The sequence below is a fragment of the Delftia acidovorans SPH-1 genome, assembly GCF_000018665.1.
In the GTDB taxonomy this organism is placed as follows: Bacteria; Pseudomonadota; Gammaproteobacteria; order Burkholderiales; family Burkholderiaceae_C; genus Comamonas; species Comamonas acidovorans.
The window spans coordinates 5,563,643-5,579,969 of the sequence record NC_010002.1 but is presented as its reverse complement, the minus strand read 5'-3'; the positions used below and the strand labels follow the sequence as shown (position 1 = coordinate 5,579,969).

General features: G+C 68.5%; 14 protein-coding genes. 6 read left to right on the top strand and 8 right to left on the bottom strand.

All coding sequences use genetic code 11. The annotated features are described in order from the left end of the window. Nucleotides 1-416: 416 nt before the first annotated feature. Complete coding sequence (locus DACI_RS25475) at nucleotides 417-2,063, top strand: acyl-CoA synthetase (protein WP_012206838.1); 1,647 nt, start codon at nucleotides 417-419, stop codon at nucleotides 2,061-2,063. A 27-nt stretch (nucleotides 2,064-2,090) separates the two neighbouring features. Here DACI_RS25475 and DACI_RS25470 read toward each other — a convergent pair whose 3' ends face one another. Genes DACI_RS25470 through DACI_RS25460 form a run of 3 tightly spaced genes read right to left on the bottom strand, consistent with a single transcriptional unit; the run spans nucleotide 2,091 to nucleotide 3,507 of the window. Next, the gene (locus tag DACI_RS25470; RefSeq protein WP_012206837.1) at nucleotides 2,091-2,426 is read right to left on the bottom strand and encodes an SMR family transporter; all 336 of its coding nucleotides are present in this window, start codon (nucleotides 2,424-2,426) and stop codon (nucleotides 2,091-2,093) included. A gap of 2 nt (nucleotides 2,427-2,428) precedes the next feature. Then, a complete protein-coding gene (gene map / locus DACI_RS25465; RefSeq protein WP_012206836.1) occupies nucleotides 2,429-3,235 on the bottom strand; it encodes a type I methionyl aminopeptidase in 807 nt (268 codons plus the stop codon). Further along, the gene (locus tag DACI_RS25460; RefSeq protein WP_012206835.1) at nucleotides 3,232-3,507 is read right to left on the bottom strand and encodes a ParD-like family protein; all 276 of its coding nucleotides are present in this window, start codon (nucleotides 3,505-3,507) and stop codon (nucleotides 3,232-3,234) included. The genes map and DACI_RS25460 overlap by 4 nt, the downstream gene beginning before the upstream one ends. Before the next feature lie 397 nt (nucleotides 3,508-3,904). Between DACI_RS25460 and DACI_RS25455 the strand changes: the two genes are divergently transcribed. After that, nucleotides 3,905-5,227 carry an NAD(P)/FAD-dependent oxidoreductase gene (locus tag DACI_RS25455; RefSeq protein ID WP_012206834.1) on the top strand — a complete coding sequence of 441 codons (1,323 nt, stop codon included), beginning with the start codon at nucleotides 3,905-3,907 and terminating at the stop codon, nucleotides 5,225-5,227. A 16-nt stretch (nucleotides 5,228-5,243) separates the two neighbouring features. Here the strand turns inward: DACI_RS25455 and DACI_RS25450 are convergent, their stop codons facing one another. The 5 genes from DACI_RS25450 to DACI_RS25430 all read right to left on the bottom strand — a co-directional run bounded on the left by DACI_RS25450 (nucleotide 5,244) and on the right by DACI_RS25430 (nucleotide 12,598). Continuing rightward, nucleotides 5,244-6,875, bottom strand: a complete 1,632-nt coding sequence (locus DACI_RS25450) for a phospholipase D family protein (RefSeq protein WP_012206833.1) — start codon at nucleotides 6,873-6,875, stop codon at nucleotides 5,244-5,246. A 23-nt stretch (nucleotides 6,876-6,898) separates the two neighbouring features. Further along, nucleotides 6,899-8,128, bottom strand: a complete 1,230-nt coding sequence (gene gltS / locus DACI_RS25445) for a sodium/glutamate symporter (protein WP_012206832.1) — start codon at nucleotides 8,126-8,128, stop codon at nucleotides 6,899-6,901. Between the two features lie 137 nt (nucleotides 8,129-8,265). Beyond that, entirely contained in the window at nucleotides 8,266-9,900 is a 1,635-nt protein-coding gene (locus DACI_RS25440; protein WP_012206831.1) for an alkaline phosphatase D family protein, read from the bottom strand. Between the two features lie 60 nt (nucleotides 9,901-9,960). After that, on the bottom strand, nucleotides 9,961-11,559 hold the full coding sequence (locus tag DACI_RS25435; RefSeq protein WP_012206830.1) for a GGDEF domain-containing protein: 1,599 nt from the start codon (nucleotides 11,557-11,559) through the stop codon (nucleotides 9,961-9,963). Nucleotides 11,560-11,617: 58 nt separating this feature from the next. Continuing rightward, nucleotides 11,618-12,598 (bottom strand): NADPH:quinone oxidoreductase family protein, encoded by a 981-nt coding sequence (locus DACI_RS25430; protein ID WP_012206829.1) that lies wholly within the window; start codon nucleotides 12,596-12,598, stop codon nucleotides 11,618-11,620. A 117-nt stretch (nucleotides 12,599-12,715) separates the two neighbouring features. Between DACI_RS25430 and surE the strand changes: the two genes are divergently transcribed. The 4 genes from surE to DACI_RS25410 are packed head-to-tail and all read left to right on the top strand — an operon-like array spanning nucleotide 12,716 to nucleotide 16,248. Beyond that, on the top strand, nucleotides 12,716-13,501 hold the full coding sequence (gene surE / locus DACI_RS25425) for a 5'/3'-nucleotidase SurE (protein ID WP_043782596.1): 786 nt from the start codon (nucleotides 12,716-12,718) through the stop codon (nucleotides 13,499-13,501). Further along, nucleotides 13,498-14,286: a protein-L-isoaspartate(D-aspartate) O-methyltransferase gene (locus DACI_RS25420; protein WP_013801166.1), complete on the top strand. Its 789-nt coding sequence runs from the start codon at nucleotides 13,498-13,500 to the stop codon at nucleotides 14,284-14,286. Before surE ends, DACI_RS25420 begins: the two co-directional genes overlap by 4 nt. Nucleotides 14,287-14,299: 13 nt before the next feature. Beyond that, complete coding sequence (locus tag DACI_RS25415; RefSeq protein ID WP_012206826.1) at nucleotides 14,300-15,178, top strand: peptidoglycan DD-metalloendopeptidase family protein; 879 nt, start codon at nucleotides 14,300-14,302, stop codon at nucleotides 15,176-15,178. Next, nucleotides 15,178-16,248 (top strand): RluA family pseudouridine synthase, encoded by a 1,071-nt coding sequence (locus tag DACI_RS25410; RefSeq protein ID WP_012206825.1) that lies wholly within the window; start codon nucleotides 15,178-15,180, stop codon nucleotides 16,246-16,248. Before DACI_RS25415 ends, DACI_RS25410 begins: the two co-directional genes overlap by 1 nt. Nucleotides 16,249-16,327: the final 79 nt, after the last annotated feature.

The following is a 16,327-nucleotide window of genomic DNA, read 5'->3' as shown; positions in this document are numbered from 1 at the left end:
GCGTTGCCAGGCGACTCCTCTAGGAACTCCTTGTTCGCCTTCCAGCGGTGCTGGCCGGCGAATCCAAGCGGCGATTCTACGAGTGAAGCCGGGGCCGTGCGGCCGAGTCATCTGATAAATGATGTCTTATAGAGGACTGTGGTTGTGCAGTCGCCTGGGGGACAGTCACAGGCGCGCCTGCAGGCAGGTCAAGTGATTGTTCTGCATAGGTATTTTCAATTTCCATGAAATTCTGAAAGTCGTGATGCCCTGCAAAGACCATGCATGCCGCTTTGGTTATCCGGGCCTGTGCGGTGGCGAGCCGGGTGGATGCGCATCAAGCTTGTGTAAGCCTGTCTTGCTATATCTTCAGGTTTCGCCAGCCTGCGGCGGCAGGCGGGCATCTCACCAGAAAACCCAGCGAACCGGAGACCACGATGACCCACATTTACGACCAGCATCTGGAGCGCAACAGCGCCAACCATGCGCCGCTCAGCCCCTTGGGCTTCATCGCCCGCACGGCCGAGGTCTATCCCGAACGGCTGGCCGTGGTCCACGGCACGCTGCGCCGCAACTGGGGCGAGACCTATGCGCGCTGCCGCCAGCTGGCCAGCAGCCTGCACAAGGCGGGCGTGGGCAAGAACGACACCGTGGCCGTGATGCTGCCCAATACGCCGCCCATGGTGGAGGCGCATTTCGGCGTGCCCATGGCCGGAGCCGTGCTCAATGCGCTGAACACGCGGCTGGATGCGGAAACCATTGCCTTCATGCTGGACCACGGCGAGGCCAAGGTGCTGATCGTGGACCCGGAGTTCACGGGCGTGGTGGCCAAGGCGCTGAAGCTGCGCCAGCGCAGCGCGCCGCTGCTGGTGATCCAGGTCGAGGACGCGCTGTACGGACCGGCCGCCGAGCAGGTGGGCAGCCTGGACTACGACGACTTCGTGGCCGGTGGCGATGCCGGTTTCGACTGGCAGCTGCCTGCCGACGAGTGGGACGCCATTGCGCTGAACTACACCAGCGGCACCACGGGCAACCCCAAGGGCGTGGTCTACCACCACCGGGGTGCGGCCATCAATGCCATCAGCAATGTGCTGGAGTGGGACATGCCCAAGCACGCCGTCTACCTGTGGACCCTGCCCATGTTCCATTGCAACGGCTGGTGCTTTCCGTGGACGGTGGCGGCGCGCGCGGGGGTCAATGTCTGCCTGCGCCGGGTGGAGGCACAGGCCATCTTCGACGCCATCCGCAACCACGGCGTCACGCATTACTGCGGCGCGCCCATCGTGCACGGCCTGCTGGTCAATGCGCCGGCCGCCATGAAGGAGGGCGTGCCCGCCGGGGTCAAGGCCATGGTGGCGGGTGCCGCGCCACCGGCGTCGATGATCGAGGGCATGGAGCAGCTGGGCTTCGACATCACCCATGTCTACGGCCTGACCGAGGTCTATGGCCCGGCCACGGTCTGCGCCAAGCACGCAGCCTGGGATGCGCTGGACATCGGCGAACGCGCGCGCCTCAATTCCCGCCAGGGCGTGCGCTACCACCTGCAGCGCTCGGCCAGCGTGCTCGATCCGGAGACCATGGAACCCGTGCCCCATGACGGCCAGACCATGGGCGAGATCATGTTCCAGGGCAACATCGCCATGAAGGGCTACCTGAAGAACCCGCAGGCCACGGACGAGGCCTTCCGCGGCGGCTGGTTCCACACGGGCGACCTGGCCGTGCAGCATCCGGACGGCTATATACAGATCAAGGACCGCAGCAAGGACATCATCATCTCGGGCGGGGAGAACATCTCGTCCATCGAGGTCGAGGACGTGCTCTACCGCCACCCGGCCGTGCTGGCCGCCGCCGTGGTGGCCAAGCCCGATCCCAAATGGGGCGAGACGCCCTGCGCCTTCATCGAGCTGAAGGCCGGCGCGCAGACCACGGCCGAAGACATCGTGGCCCACTGCAAGAAGCACCTGGCCGGCTACAAGGTGCCGCGCGCCGTGGTCTTTGGCGAGCTGCCCAAGACCAGCACGGGCAAGATCCAGAAGTTCGAGCTGCGCCGGCAGGCCGGATCGGTCCAGGCCATCACGGGCTGAGGGCCGGGCCGCAGCGCGGGCAGCGGCTCAGTGTCCGGCGGTCTTGGAAAACAGCTGGATGACCAGCACGCCCGCCACGATCAGGCCCATGCCCGCCAGCGCGGGCAGGTCCAGCGTCTGGCCCTGCCAGAGCCAGCCCACCAGCGAGATCAGCACGATGCCCGCGCCGGACCAGATCGCATAGGCCACGCCCGTGGGCACGGTGCGCAGCGTCAGCGACAGGAAGTAGAAGGCCAGCGCGTAGCCCAGGACCGTGACCACGCTGGGCCACAGCCGCGTGAAGCCTTCGGACTGCTTGAGGCAGGAGGTGGCCGCCACCTCGGCGACGATGGCCAGGCCCAGGTACAGGTAGTTGGACGCCATGCTCAGATGGCCGCGTAGCTGCCGGTGCCCTCGGGCCAGCGCGTGAGCACGTCGAAGCCCGTGTCGGTCACCACCACCATGTGCTCCCACTGGGCGGACAGCGACTTGTCGTTGGTGATCACCGTCCAGCCGTCGGCCAGTTCGCGGGTGGCCGCCTTGCCGGCGTTGAGCATGGGCTCGATGGTGAAGATCATGCCGGCCTCCAGCACCATGCCCTGGCCGGGCTGGCCGTAATGCAGCACCTGGGGGTCGTCGTGGTAGACCTTGCCGATGCCGTGGCCGCAGTACTCGCGCACCACGCTGAAGCGCTCGCGCTGGGCCACGGTCTGGATGGCATGGCCGATGTCGCCCAGCGTGGCGCCGGGGCGCACGGCGCGGATGCCGGCCAGCAGGGCCTCGTAGGTGGTCTCCACCAGGCGGCGCGCCTGGTTGGAGGGCTGGCCTACGTAGTACATGCGGCTGGTGTCGCCGATCCAGCCCTCGGGCGTGGTCACGGCCACATCGACATTGAGGATGTCGCCCTCGCGCAGGATCTGCCGGGCGTCGGGAATGCCGTGGCAGACCACGTGGTTGGGCGAGGTGCAGACCGACTTCGGAAAGCCGTGGTAGCCCACGTTGGTGGGCACGCAGCGCAGTTCGTCGACGATGAAGTCATGGCAGAGCTTGTCCAGGTGCTCGGTGCTGACGCCCGGCTGCACGTGGGGCACCAGCATCTGCAGGACGCGGGCGGCCAGGCCACCGGCCTTGCGTGATTGCCCGATATCGAGGGCGTCGTGCAGCGGAACGCTGCGCAGCTTGGCGCCCCTCATTGCAGGCCTCCCGACAGGCGAACGGGGCGCGGGCGGCGTGCTGCCGTATCGGCGGGAGCCGGTGCCGCCTCGGGCTCGCCCAGCTTCAGCGTGGCCGCGGCCTCTTGCAGCAGCAGGGCGCAGATGCCTGCGTAGTCGAGATGGGGATGGTGTTCGGCCAGCTGGCCGACACGCAGCCAATGCTCGGCCTGGGCGTTGATGGATCGACCCAGGGCCGCGCTGGACAGGCGGATCTGGTCGTGCAATTGGTCGGATATTTTGACGATTCCCATGGGGTGGCGATCATACGGGGAATATACGTTTCGTATATTGACAATCGCAAATCGCGGGCCCGGAGGCGGGGCATTCGTGCAGGTCTGCAGATGCAGGCCGTCATGTCGTCGGCAAGACTGCGCGAAGGACGGCGTGGATGCTCTTGTGTTGATAGCGCAATGATCACGTCCGGCTGGTCATCCGGCAAAGGTGATGTTTTTCCTGCAGCGCGGTCCTGTACAAGACTGGGCCTTGCGTGATCGGCGGTCTTCTATCAGATATCTGTTGCAGATCTGGGGCTTACCCCTAGCAAGTCGCCTGCTACCCAAACTGACAAGAATCAAGACTGTCTGGAAGCGAATGTCCTGCAAGCCGGCGCATGGTGCGGCCGGCCGGGCCTTCCGGGAGGGAGCAGCAATGGGCAAGGAACAAGAAGCGGGTTCGGCAACGGGATCGGGCGGGGCGCGCATCGTCGTCGTGGGCGGTGGCGTGGCGGGGCTGGAGATTGCCACGGCGCTGGGCAAGGGGCGCGCGGACGCCATCGGCTCCGTGACCCTGGTGGACAGCGATTCGGCCCATGTCTGGAAGCCCATGCTGCACACCATTGCGGCCGGCACGCGCGACCTGGCCCAGCAGCAGACCACCTACCTGGCCCAGGCCAGCGACGCCAGCTTTGCCTACCAGCCCGGCGAGATGTGCGGCCTGGACCGCGAGGCCCGCGAGGTGCTGCTGGCCCCCATCGAGGCGCCCGATGGCCGCGAGATCGTGCCGGGCCGGCGCATTGCCTACGACAGGCTGGTGATCGCCGTGGGCAGCGGTGCCAATGATTTCGGCACGCCGGGCGTGGACGAGCACTGCTTCATGATCGACTCGCGCCGCAAGGCCGATGCCTTCAACAGCGAGATCCGCCTGCGCATGGTGCGCTGCATGACCAGCGGCGAGCAGTTGCGCGTGGCCATTGTGGGCGGCGGCGCCACGGGCGTGGAGCTGGCGGCCGAGCTGGTGCAGCTGGCCGAGAGCGCCCGCGCCTACGGCGCGCTGGGCGAGGCCGCGCGCTTCGGCATCGTGCTGATCGAGGCCGGGCCGCGCCTGCTGCCCGGTTTTCCTGAAGAGATTTCCGAAGCCACGCGCCTGCGTCTGCAGGCCCTGGGCGTTTCGGTGATCGTCAACGGCCGCGTGCAGTCGGCCAGCGAAGAGGGGTTCGTTCTGGCCAGCGGCGAGTTCGTCCCCGCAGGCCTGCGCGTCTGGGCAGCGGGCGTGAAGGCCCCGGCCTTCCTGGCGCAGCTGGGACTGGAGACCACGCAAGGCAACCAGCTCAAGGTCAACGGCCAGTTGCAGACCAGCGACCCCCATGTCTACGCCGTAGGGGACTGCGCCAGCTTCACCCTGCCCGGCGCCAGCGTGCCGCTGCCGCCCACTGCCCAGGTGGCGCACCAGCAGGCCCGCTATCTGGTGGAGACGCTGCCGCGCCTGCTGAAGGAGCCGGGGTTCCGCCCCGAAGGCTTTGCCTACCGCGACTTTGGCGCCCTGGTGTCATTGGCCCATTACGACGCCTATGGATCGTTGGGCAAATTCGGCCTGTTCAACGGCGGCGTGATCCGCGGGCGCATGGCCATGCTGAGCCACATCATGCTGTACCGCTCGCATCAGGCGCGGATCTACGGATTTTGGCGCGGGGGGCTGCTGTGGCTGATCGATTTGATGAATTCGCGCCTGCGCCCGTCGATCCGGCTGGACTGAGCGGCCGGGCCCGGCATCAAAGCAGCCCCTCGATGGGCAGCCAGCCCAGCACGCGCAGCATCAGGCGCTTGAATGCACTGCTGCCGGGCTCGGTGGTGGTGGTGAGTGGCTCAGGCGGCGTGCCGCTTTCCGTGGTCCAGCTCAGGCGGCCCTGTGCATCGATCTGCACGTGGTAGGCGGCGGACGGCAGGCTCTGGTCGAGCATGCGGCTCATCTGCGAAGCCATCTCGGGGCTGTCGATCAGCAGGCCCATCTCGGTGTTGAGGTGGGCCGAGCGCGGGTCGAAGTTGAACGAGCCCACGAAGATGCGCTCGCCATCGACCGCAAAAGTCTTCGCATGCAGGCTGGAGCCCGAGCTGCCGGGGCGGCTGCCAGAACCCACGCCCGCCTTCCCGCCCGAGGACGCGGCGGGCGACGGGGGGGCTTGCCGGGGCACGCCTGCATCGGCTGCGGGCGTGTCCGGCTCGCCGATCTGGCGGCGCAGCTCGTACAGCTGCACGCCTTCCTCGATCAGCGGGCGCCGGTACCGGGCATAGCCGGCATGGACCACGGCCACGTCGGTCGCCTCCAGGCTGTTGGTGAGCACGCGCACGGCAATGCCCTGGCGGCGCAGGCCGGCCAGGGCGCGCACACCGGCCTCGGTGGGCACGAAGTAGGGCGAGACCAGGTCCAGCTGGCGCTGCGGCTGGCCGATGGCGGGTGCCAGCTGCGTGATCAGCAGCCCCTGCCTGGGCACCTGGCCCAGCACCTTGGCCGGGTCGTCGCTGACCAGGGTGGTGCGGGCCCATTGCAGTGGCAGGCGGCCGGCCAGCAGCTCTTGCGTGAACGGGCTTTGCGCCACGGCGCGCACATAGGCCTGGGCCTCGGGGCGCTGCACCTCGGTGGCCAGGGCCTCGCTGGCGCGCGCCACCGCATAGTCGGGCAGCGGCGGCAGCAGGCTGGCCACGGGATAGGCCGAGGCGCTGGCCCAGTACTGGTCGAACGAGTGCGCGATATCGGCCACCACCGGCCCCATGGCGACCACGTCCAGGTCGGCGAACAGCACGCCGTCGGTGGCCGCGAAGTACTCGTCGCCGATGTTGCGTCCACCCACGATGCTGGCCTGGCTGTCGGCCGTGAAGCTCTTGTTGTGCATGCGCCGCTGCGTGCGCGAGAAATCCGTCACATAGCCCAGCGCCTTGGGCGTGCGCTGCGCAAAGGGGTTGAACAGCCGTACCTCGATCTGCGGATGCCGGTCCAGCGCGCTGAGCTGGGTGTCCAGCCCCGCCGTGCCGCCGTCGTCCAGCAGCAGGCGCACGCGCACGCCCCGGTCGGCGGCCTGGCGCAGTTCGTCGAGCAGCAGGTGGCCCGTGGTGTCGTCACGCCAGATGTAGTACTGCACATCCAGCGTGCGCTGGGCCACGCGAGCCAGCAGGGCACGCGCCGCGTAGGCGTTGCGTGCATCGGAAAGCGCGTGGATGCCGGTAAGCCCCGGATGCTGGTCCAGCAGCGGTGCCAGCGCCTGGCCCAGCAGCGTGGCCTGGGCGGCCTCGGGCGGCAGCGCCGTGGATTCGCTGCGGCCGGCCAGCGGCGGCAGGCTGCAGCCTGCCAGCAGCAGGGCCAGGACGAGCGCCTGGGTGGTGGCAAGGGCGCGGCGCAGCAGGGGCATGGGGCGTTCGGTGTTTGCGGTGGTCAGTGCAGCCAGCGGATGAACAGCTGGATCACCGTGGCATTGACGATGTCGACGAAGAAGGCGCCCACCATCGGCACGATGAGGAAGGCCTTGTGCGAGGGGCCGTACTGGTTGGTGATGGCCTGCATGTTGGCCACGGCCGTGGGCGTGGCGCCCATGCCGAAACCGCAGTGGCCGGCGGCCAGCACGGCCGCATCGTAGTTGCTGCCCATGATGCGGAAGGTCACCAGCGCGGCATACAGGCCCATCACCAGGGTCTGGGCCGCCAGGATCACCATCAGCGGCGCCGCCAGCCCCGCCAGCTCCCACAGCTTGAGCGACAGCAGGGCCATGGCCAGGTAGATGGACAGCGAGGCATTGCCGAAGACGTCGATGGCCCGGTCGAATACCTGGAAGTGAAAGACATAGTCCAGCGTATTGCGGATCACGACGCCGCCTGCCAGCGCCCAGACGAAGGTGGGCAGGGAGAACAGGGTGCCGGCGGTGAACTGCGCCATGAACTCGGCAAAGCCCAGGCAGCCTGCGAACAGGGCCAGTGTTTCTATGGCCGCGCTGGTGGTGATCAGGCGCGTCTGCTCGGGATTCTCGAAGCCGCCGTGGCTTGCACTTTCGCCCAGCGGGGGCTGTTTTTCGGGGGCGGCTGCGGGGTCGTGCACGGCAAGCCGGCGGCGCGTGATCAGGGCCTTGGCCAGCGGGCCGCCGATCAGGCCGCCGATCACCAGTCCGAAGGTGGCACAGGCAATGCCCAGCGTGACCGCGCCCTGAATACCGTATTCGCGCTCGAAAACCTGGCCCCAGGCACCCGCCGTGCCATGGCCGCCCGTCAGGGTGACGGAGCCTGCGATCAGCCCGAACAGCGGGTCGAGCCCGAGCATCGTGGCCAGGCTCACGCCCACCAGGTCCTGCAGGCCGATGAAGACGGCGACCACGGCCAGGAACAGCAGCAGCGAACGGCCGCCTTCGCGCAGCTTGGCGAAATTGGCGCTCAGCCCGATGGATGAGAAAAACACCAGCATGAAGGCCATCTGCAGCTCGCTGCTGAAGCTGAAGGTGTAGCCCAGGGTCTGGTTGAGCACGAACAGGGCGACGGCGACGACCAGACCGCCGGCCACGGGCTCGGGGATGTTGAATTCGCGCAGCAGGCGCAGGTGCTGCACCAGCCATTTGCCCAGCAAAAGGACAAGGGCGGCGAAGATCAGGGTGTAGTAGGCGCTGAAAGTCAGGTGCATGGCTTCCGTGTTCTGGTGGGCGGGGCAAGGCAGCTCACCATACGATAGGCGGCATGCCGGGGGGCGATGTCAGGATAGCCACTGATTCCCAGGCCTGCTGAAAGTGCCCTTCGGTCGTGCCCTGTGTCAGTGCCCTGTCAGCTGGCTACGGGGCCGGGCCGCCTGTCCTCGACGGTGAAGCGGGCCAGCGTGTAGATGCGGCTGTCGGCGCGCATGGGGTTGGCCACGGCACGCAGCTCGCTGGTCCAGCGTTCGGGCGTGATGTCTGCCAGGCCATAGCCGCGTTCCTCGCAGCGTGCGTACAGCACCTGCGGGTTGTGGGCGACGATGGCATCGACCTTGGCCTGTGTGGTGCCGCTGCGCGAGGTGATCGAGGTGCTGCAGAACTCGCTGGCCACGATGGGGTTGCGCCGTTCGGGCGCGGCCTCGGGATCGGCATGCACGGCACAGACGTAGTTCTGGTGCAGGTCGCCGCCCAGCAGCACGCTGTTGCGCGGCGTGGGCTGGGCGCCCGGCGTGAGGTGGCGCACCAGGCGCTGGCGCGCGGCCGGGTAGCCGTCCCAGCTGTCCGTGGCCTGCGATCCCGAGGGCGGCCGGTGCGCCGACAGCAGGGTGGGCTGGGCCAGGATGCTCCAGCGCGGCCCCTCGCTGCCCTGGTGGCGTGCGTCCTCGGCCAGTTGGCGGTACAGCCACTGCTCCTGAGTCCAGCCCAGGAAGCTGCGCGCCGTGTCCGACAGGGCCGCACATTGCGCAGGGCGCACGCTGCCCTTGTCTGCCTCGCCCTCGGTGCGGCAGGCCTGGGCGCTGCGGTACTGGCGGCCGTCCAGCAGATGCAGCCGGGCCAGCCGGCCCCATTGCAGGCTGCGGTACAGCTGCAGGCCGCCGCCGCCATGCGATGCCCCGGCGCCCGTCAGCGCGCTGGCACGCAGCGGCATGTTTTCGTAGAAGGCCTGCCAGGCGGCCATGCGCCGGGCCAGGAAACGCGCGGCATCGCCCTGGCCCTGGTCGCCCGCGTAGTTGTTTTCCACCTCATGGTCGTCCCAGCCCACGGACCAGTTGCACAGGGCGTGCGCGGCCTGCAGCAGCGGGTCGCTCTTGTGCAGGGCGTAGCGGTCGCGGTAGTCCTGCAGGGTCTGCGCGGCGCGCAGGTTGTGCGTGCGGGCCAGGCCCAGCGTCATGGCGGGCGTGGCGTATTCGTAGATGTAGTCGCCCAGGAAGATCACCAGGTCCGGCGCATCCTGCACCACCTGGCGCCAGGCCGCGTAGTAGCCGTGCTCCCAGCGCTGGCAGGAGGCATAGGCCAGGCGCAGGCGCTGCGGCATGCTGCCGGGGGCGGGCGCCGTGCGGCAGCGGCCCGTGCCGCTGACCGCCTGTCCCAGCATGAAGCGGTAGTGGTACCAGCGGTCGGGCGCCAGTCCTCCCACCTGCACATGCACGCCGTGGCCCCATTCGGGCTGGGCCATGGCCTCGCCGCTGCGCACGATGTGGCGGAACAGCGGGTCGTGCGCCAGCTCCCAGCGGATCTTGAGCGCAGGCATGGCCGTGGTGTCGGTCTCGCCCAGCTGGGACAGCGGTGGCGTCAGCCGCGTCCACAGCAGCACGTTGTCGGGTTCGGGGTCGCCGCTGGCCACGCCCAGCGTGAAGGGGTTGTGCGCAGGCCGCTCGCCCAGCCGGGCCCAGGCAGGCAACTGGCCCAGCGCCGTGGCCAGGCCCGAGCCGACCAGAAACTGGCGCCGCGGTGCAGGGACGGAGGCGCTGAAGGGCAGGTGCATGGCGGTTCGGGGCAGGTGGCGCAAAAAAGCGGGGAAAGACGGGGCGTGGCCTTGGGTGGATCAAAGGCCGGCGCCTGCATTTCCAACTGGCTGCGATTGTGCGCCTGATGCCGTGGCAATGCAGTGCTTGCCCCGCTCCTTGGCCTGCAGCATGGCGGTGTCGGCGCGGCGCAGCACGTCCATGCCGTTTTCGTGGCCTTGCAACTGGGCCACGCCCGCGCTGAAGCTCAGGGGCCGGGGTGCGGGCTGGCCTGGGGTCTGCGCAGATGCGGGCAAAGGCGCCTGCTCCAGCAACTGCAGAAGGCGCTGCAGCGCCTGGGCGCCCGCCGTCTCCGGGGTCTGCGGCAGCAGCAGCACGAAGGCCTGGCCTTCATAGCGGCCCACCACGTCTTCCGGGCGCAGCCCTTGGCGTGCCAGCTGGGCCACATGCACCAGCGCGGCATCGCCCATGGCGTGCCCCAGCTCGGCATTGAGGGCCTGCATGCCGTCCATATCGACCAGGGCAACGCTCAGCGGCTGGCCATGGCGCTGTGCGCGTGCCACCTCGCGGTCCAGTGCCTCGCTCACGCCCAGGCGGTTGAGCTGGCCGGTCAGCGGGTCGTGGCGTGCGCGGCGCGCGGCCTCGTCCAGCTCCTGCTGCAGTGTTTCGATGCGGGCCTCGCAGGCATCGACATGGGCGCGCAGCGCCTGCAGCTCCTCCTGAGCCACGCGGCTGCCGGCGGCCATGGTGCGCGTGGCCTCCAGCACCTGCTGCAGCAGCGGGGCTGCATCTTCCAGGCGCTGGATGCCGTCCAGCTGGCGTGCCGCCTCTTCCATGCGGGCGCCCAGCGTTTCGTTGCTGCTCGTGATCTGCGCCAGGTGCTGGACGAAGCCGCCCAGCATGTCCCTGAGCGCCTGCTGCGCGGCGGCCATGCCGTCCTGCAACTGCAGGCGCCGGTGGATCACGGTCTGCAGCTCGCGCCGTGCATCGGCCAGAGGCGCGGGCGACAGCGGCGGGGTGATGGCCTGCTCGATGGCCGTGAGCTGCTGCACCAGCCAGCTGCCATGCGTGGGGTCCTGGGCCAGGTGCTGCACCAGGGTCTGCAGCAACTCCTGCATCAACTGCAGGACCTGAAGCTGGTCGGCGATGGCGAACGACAGCTGGTAGTGCTGGTCGTGCAGGCGCCGCGCCAGGGCCTTGGCATCCACGGGCGGCGATTGCAGCTGCTCCATCAGCTGCTGGTGCAGTTGCCCGGTTTTGGTGTCCTGGGTGTCCAGCAGCGTGGACAAGGCCTCGAAGCGCCGCGCCAACTGCTGGGTCAGGTCGTCGGGCAGGGCCTGGACGGGCGGCGGCACGGGCAGCTCCACGGGCCTGGCCTCATAGGCGGGCGGCTGCAGGGCCGCGTTGGCATAGGCGGTGATGACCTGCTGCAGCCCTTGCCAGTCGCTGCGCTCTATGGCGGCGCCCAGCTGGTCGCGCAGGCGCTTTTGCCCCGGCGTCTGCGCAGGCAGCAGCGCGTGGACGTGGCGCAGCGGGCCCTGGGGAAAGCTGGCGGGGCCGGGCTCGCCAGCCGCCTGTTCATAAAGGCGGGTGTAGTTTTCCGGTGTGGGCGGCAGGCGGTTCAGCGCCAGTTGCCGCAGGGTTTCGCGTGCCAGTTCGGAAGCGGAGCGCTCGGCCATGGGTGGGCAGTTGTTTCAGAATGCAATGCCCTCCAGTGTGGCATGGCCAGCGCCCGGTTCACTGCTCGTTGACCATCACCAGCTTGCCCTGCACCTGGCGCGATCCCATGCGCGCATAGGCGGCGTGCAGCTCGGCCATGGGCATGGTGCGATCGATCACGGGCTTGATCTTTCCCTGGCCGTACCACTGCGCCAGCTCCTGCATCATGGCCGCATTGGCCTTGGGCTCGCGCCGGGAGAACTCGCCCCAGAAGACGCCCACCAGCGATGCGCCCTTGAGCAGCGGCAGGTTCAGCGGCAGGGCAGGAATCGGACCAGCGGCAAAGCCCACGATCAGATAGCGGCCGCGCCAGGCGATGGAGCGGAAGGCCGGCTCGGCGAAGTCGCCGCCCACGGGGTCGTAGACCACGTCGGGGCCCTTGCCGTCGGTGGCTTCCTTGATGGCGGCGCGCAGATCGCCCTGGCTGTAGTTGATGGTGGCATCGGCGCCCTGTGCCTTGCACAGCGCGCACTTTTCGTCGGTGGAGGCCGCTGCGATCACACGCGCACCCGCCGCCTTGGCGATCTGGATGGCGGCCGTGCCCACGCCGCCTGCCGCGCCCAGCACCAGCACGGTCTCGCCCGCGCGCAGCTGGCCGCGGTCGATCAGCGCATGGTGCGAGGTGGCATAGGTCATGATGAAGGCCGCAGCATCGACGAAGCTGAAACCGTCTGGCAGCGGCATGCACAGCGCGGCCGGCGCCAGCGTATGGGTGCCGAAGCCCCCCGTGCCCGACAGGCAGGCCACGCGCTGGCCCACGGCCAGGTGGCTCACGCCTTCACCCACGGCCTGGACCACGCCCGCGTATTCCGAGCCCGGCACGAACGGCAGCTCAGGCTTCATCTGGTACTTGTTCTGCACGATCAGCAGATCGGGAAAGTTCAGGCTGGCCGCCTTCACTTCGAGCAGTACCTGCCCCGGGCCCGGCGTGGGCGTGGGCAGCTGCGTCCACTGCAGTTGATCGACGCCTGTGGGCGTGGTGCAAAGCCAAGCGTGCATGGTGGTTGTCTCCTGTGATTGAATGCCTGGCCGATGATAGGAGTGTGGTGGGAATGCCTCCTGTCCCTCGGGCGACGAGACGCCCGCCTACAATCGCCCGCAATCCCTGCTGTATCCATGAAGATTCTCATTTGTAACGACGACGGCTACCAGGCGCCCGGCATCCAGGCCCTGTACGAGGCGCTGCGCACGGTGGCAGACGTCGAGGTGGTGGCACCGGAGCACAACAACAGTGCCAAGTCCAACGCCCTGACGCTGAACGCGCCGCTGTATGTGCACCAGGCCCACAACGGCTTTCGCTATGTCAATGGCACGCCTGCGGACTGCGTGCACATCGCCCTGACCGGCCTGCTGGGCTACCGGCCCGACCTGGTGGTTTCCGGCATCAACAACGGCGCCAACATGGGCGACGACACCATCTATTCCGGCACCGTGGGCGCCGCCATGGAAGGCTTTCTGTTCGGCATTCCCTCCATTGCCTTCTCGCAGGTGGACAAGGGCTGGTCCGAGATCGAGGCCGCTGCCGCCGCCGCGCGCCAGCTGGTCATGGACATGCAATCGCAGGAGCTGATCGGCCTGTCGCCCTGGCTGCTCAACGTGAACATTCCCAACATGCCCTTGTCCGCGCTCAAGCCCCTCAAGCTGTGCCGGCTGGGCCGCCGCCATGCGGCCGAACGCGTCATCACCCAGGAGAGCCCGCGCGGCGAAATGATGTACTGGATAGGCAGCGCAGGCGCGGCCAAGGATGACTCGGAGGGCACGGACTTCCACGCCACGGCGCACGGCCATGTGTCCGTCACGCCGCTGAAGGTGGACCTGACCGACCACGACAACCTGGGCTACTGGGCACAGACGGCGGCCAGGCTGGCGTCGGCCGGCCAGGGCGGGGCGGTGCAACCGTGAGCGAGCGCCGTCCCGGAGTTCCCTCGTGGGTGGCGCGCTCGGTGCAGACCCCTGCGCCGGCCTCGCGCGCGGCGCCTGCGCGCTCTGCGCTGGCGCCGGCCGGTGCCCGTGTCCCGCAACAGCCTTCGGGCATCGGCCTGGACTCGGCCGCCGTCCGCGCCCGCATGGTGCAGCGGCTGGCTGCCACCGGCATACAGTCGCCGGCCGTGCTGGCCGCCATGGGATCGGTGGAGCGCCACCGCTTTGTGGACAGCGCCCTGGTCAACCAGGCCTATGAAGACACCAGCCTGCCCATTGGCCTGGGCCAGACGATCTCCAAGCCCAGCGTGGTCGCCCGCATGACCGAGCTGCTGCTGGGTTCGGAGGCCGCGAAGTCGGGCCTGGGCCGCGTGCTGGAAATCGGCACGGGCTGCGGCTACCAGGCGGCGGTGCTGGCGCGCGTGGCACGCGAGGTCTATTCGATCGAGCGCCTGCGCGGCCTGCACGAGAAAGCGCGCAGCAACCTGCGGCCCTGGCGGCTGACCAATGTCCATCTGATCTTTGGAGATGGCATGGAAGGCTATGGCAGCGGCGCGCCGTATGCGGGCATCATCTCGGCCGCTGGCGGCGAGAGCATGCCCTCGGCCTGGTGCGACCAGCTGGCCGTGGGCGGGCGGCTTGTCGCGCCCATGGTGGTTACGGGTGGTAAGCAGGCACTGCTGGTGATTGACAAGAGTTCACACGGGTTTACGCAGTCGATTTTGGAGGCCGTGAACTTTGTCCCCCTAAAATCGGGCATCGCCTAGAAGGGAATAACTTATGTTGGTATCGCGAAGTCTTGGGGCTTGGGGAACGGTGGTGCTGGCCGGCATGGTTCTGGCAGGCTGCACATCCCAAGTGAACAGGGCTCCCGTGGAGGACCGTGGAACGACCACCACCTCCTCCACCTCTTCCTCGCCATCGGCAGCCGTCAAGCCGCTGCCCGGCGTCGAAAACGCCGGCAAGCCCGGCTACTACACGATCAAGCCCGGTGACACGCTGATCCGCATCGGCCTGGAAACCGGCCAGAGCTGGAAGGACATCGCGCGCTGGAACAATCTGGAGAACCCCAACCTGATCGAAGTCGGTCAGGTGGTGCGCGTCGTGCCGCCGACCAGCTCGGACAGCGTCGGCACGCGCCCCTCGTCCACTGCCTCCTCCACGCCCAGCGGCTCGCCCGTGGTGGCAACGCCGCTGCCACCCGTGGCATCGTCGGGCGGCTCCACGGCAACGCCTGCACCCGCACCGACCCCGGCACCCGCCCCTGCACCCGCAGCCGGCAAGGGCGCCGACGATGTGGACTTCATCTGGCCTGCATCGGGCAGCCTGATCGCCGGTTTTGACGAGGCGCGCAACAAGGGTTACGACATCGCAGGCAAGGCCGGCGATCCCGTGATGGCCGCTGCCGATGGCCGCGTGGTCTATGCCGGCGCCGGCCTGCGTGGCTATGGCAACCTGATCATCCTCAAGCACAACAACACCTACCTCACGGCCTACGCGCACAACCAGACGCTGCTGGTCAAGGAAGACCAGACCGTGCGCAAGGGCCAGAAGATCGCCGAGATGGGCAGCACCGACGCGGACCGCGTGAAGCTGCACTTCGAGGTGCGTCGCCAGGGCAAGCCTGTCGATCCTTCGCGCTACCTGCCTTCGCGCTGATGAGCCGCAGCACCAGGCAAACCGGACAAGCCCCTGCCCCGCAGGGGCTTGTTTCTTCTGCGCCCGGCGAATCGCCGTGGGAGCCGGTCGAGGACGAGGCCGAAGGCGGCGAGGTCGAGGCCGCCGCAGCCGAGCTGCGCGAGATCACCGTGCCGCCGGCCCAGCACGGCCTGCGCGCCGACAAGGTGCTGGCCGAATGCGTGGCCGAGTTCTCCCGCAGCTATCTGCAGCAACTGCTGGCGCAGGGCGCGGTCACGCTCAATGGGCGTGTGCTGGTCAAGCCGGCCACCAAGGTGGCCGCCGGCGACCGGATGGTGCTGGAGATGCGGCCCACGCAGCAGAGCATGGCCTTCCAGCCCGAAGACATGGCGCTGGACGTGGTGTATGAGGACGAGCACCTGCTGGTCGTCAACAAGCCGGCTGGCCTGGTCGTGCACCCGGCTCCGGGCAATTGGACGGGAACCCTGCTCAACGGCCTGCTGGGACGCGACCCCAAGGCGCGGGAGGTGCCGCGCGCCGGCATCGTCCACCGCCTGGACAAGGACACCAGCGGGCTCATGGTGGTGGCGCGCAGCCGCGCCGCCATGGACGCGCTGGTGGCCATGATTGCCGCGCGCGATGTCAGCCGCCAGTACCTGGCGCTGGCCCACAAGGCCTGGGGCCCGCGCAAGCACCGCGAGGTCGATGCGCCCATCGGCCGCGACCCGCGCAACCGCCTGCGCATGGCCGTGGTCGACCTGGCGCAGCATGCAGGCAAGACCGCGCGCACCGACATCGACCTGCTGGCCGGCAACGAGGAAGTCAGCCTGGTGCGCTGCACGCTGCACACGGGCCGCACCCACCAGATCCGCGTGCACATGGCATCGCTGGGCCACCCGCTGGTGGCCGATGCCGTCTACGGCGGCAAGGAGGCTGGCGGCATGGCGCGCCAGGCGCTGCACGCCTTCCGGCTGGCCTTCACCCATCCCATGACAGGCCAGGCCCTGGTGCTGCGCGCTCCGCTGCCGCCCGATATGGCACAGGCGCTGGAAAATTGGGGGCTGAGCTACAATCCCGCCGAAAGCCTCTGACCATCTCTCGCATGGCATCCGTGGAGCGCTTGCTTCCTCTTCTTTGATTCGGCGCACCCTGGCTGCCACCTCTGGTGGC

Excerpts from the sequence above, each read along its gene's own strand:
- DACI_RS25460 (WP_012206835.1), bottom strand. The coding sequence starts at position 3,507 with ATGGGAATCGTCAAAATATCCGACCAATTGCACGACCAGATCCGCCTG.
- DACI_RS25415 (WP_012206826.1), top strand. The coding sequence starts at position 14,300 with ATGTTGGTATCGCGAAGTCTTGGGGCTTGGGGAACGGTGGTGCTGGCC.
- map (WP_012206836.1), bottom strand. The coding sequence starts at position 3,235 with ATGAGGGGCGCCAAGCTGCGCAGCGTTCCGCTGCACGACGCCCTCGAT.
- DACI_RS25435 (WP_012206830.1), bottom strand. The coding sequence starts at position 11,559 with ATGGCCGAGCGCTCCGCTTCCGAACTGGCACGCGAAACCCTGCGGCAA.
- surE (WP_043782596.1), top strand. The coding sequence starts at position 12,716 with ATGAAGATTCTCATTTGTAACGACGACGGCTACCAGGCGCCCGGCATC.
- DACI_RS25430 (WP_012206829.1), bottom strand. The coding sequence starts at position 12,598 with ATGCACGCTTGGCTTTGCACCACGCCCACAGGCGTCGATCAACTGCAG.
- DACI_RS25475 (WP_012206838.1), top strand. The coding sequence starts at position 417 with ATGACCCACATTTACGACCAGCATCTGGAGCGCAACAGCGCCAACCAT.
- DACI_RS25440 (WP_012206831.1), bottom strand. The coding sequence starts at position 9,900 with ATGCACCTGCCCTTCAGCGCCTCCGTCCCTGCACCGCGGCGCCAGTTT.
- DACI_RS25450 (WP_012206833.1), bottom strand. The coding sequence starts at position 6,875 with ATGCCCCTGCTGCGCCGCGCCCTTGCCACCACCCAGGCGCTCGTCCTG.
- DACI_RS25470 (WP_012206837.1), bottom strand. The coding sequence starts at position 2,426 with ATGGCGTCCAACTACCTGTACCTGGGCCTGGCCATCGTCGCCGAGGTG.
- gltS (WP_012206832.1), bottom strand. The coding sequence starts at position 8,128 with ATGCACCTGACTTTCAGCGCCTACTACACCCTGATCTTCGCCGCCCTT.
- DACI_RS25455 (WP_012206834.1), top strand. The coding sequence starts at position 3,905 with ATGGGCAAGGAACAAGAAGCGGGTTCGGCAACGGGATCGGGCGGGGCG.
- DACI_RS25410 (WP_012206825.1), top strand. The coding sequence starts at position 15,178 with ATGAGCCGCAGCACCAGGCAAACCGGACAAGCCCCTGCCCCGCAGGGG.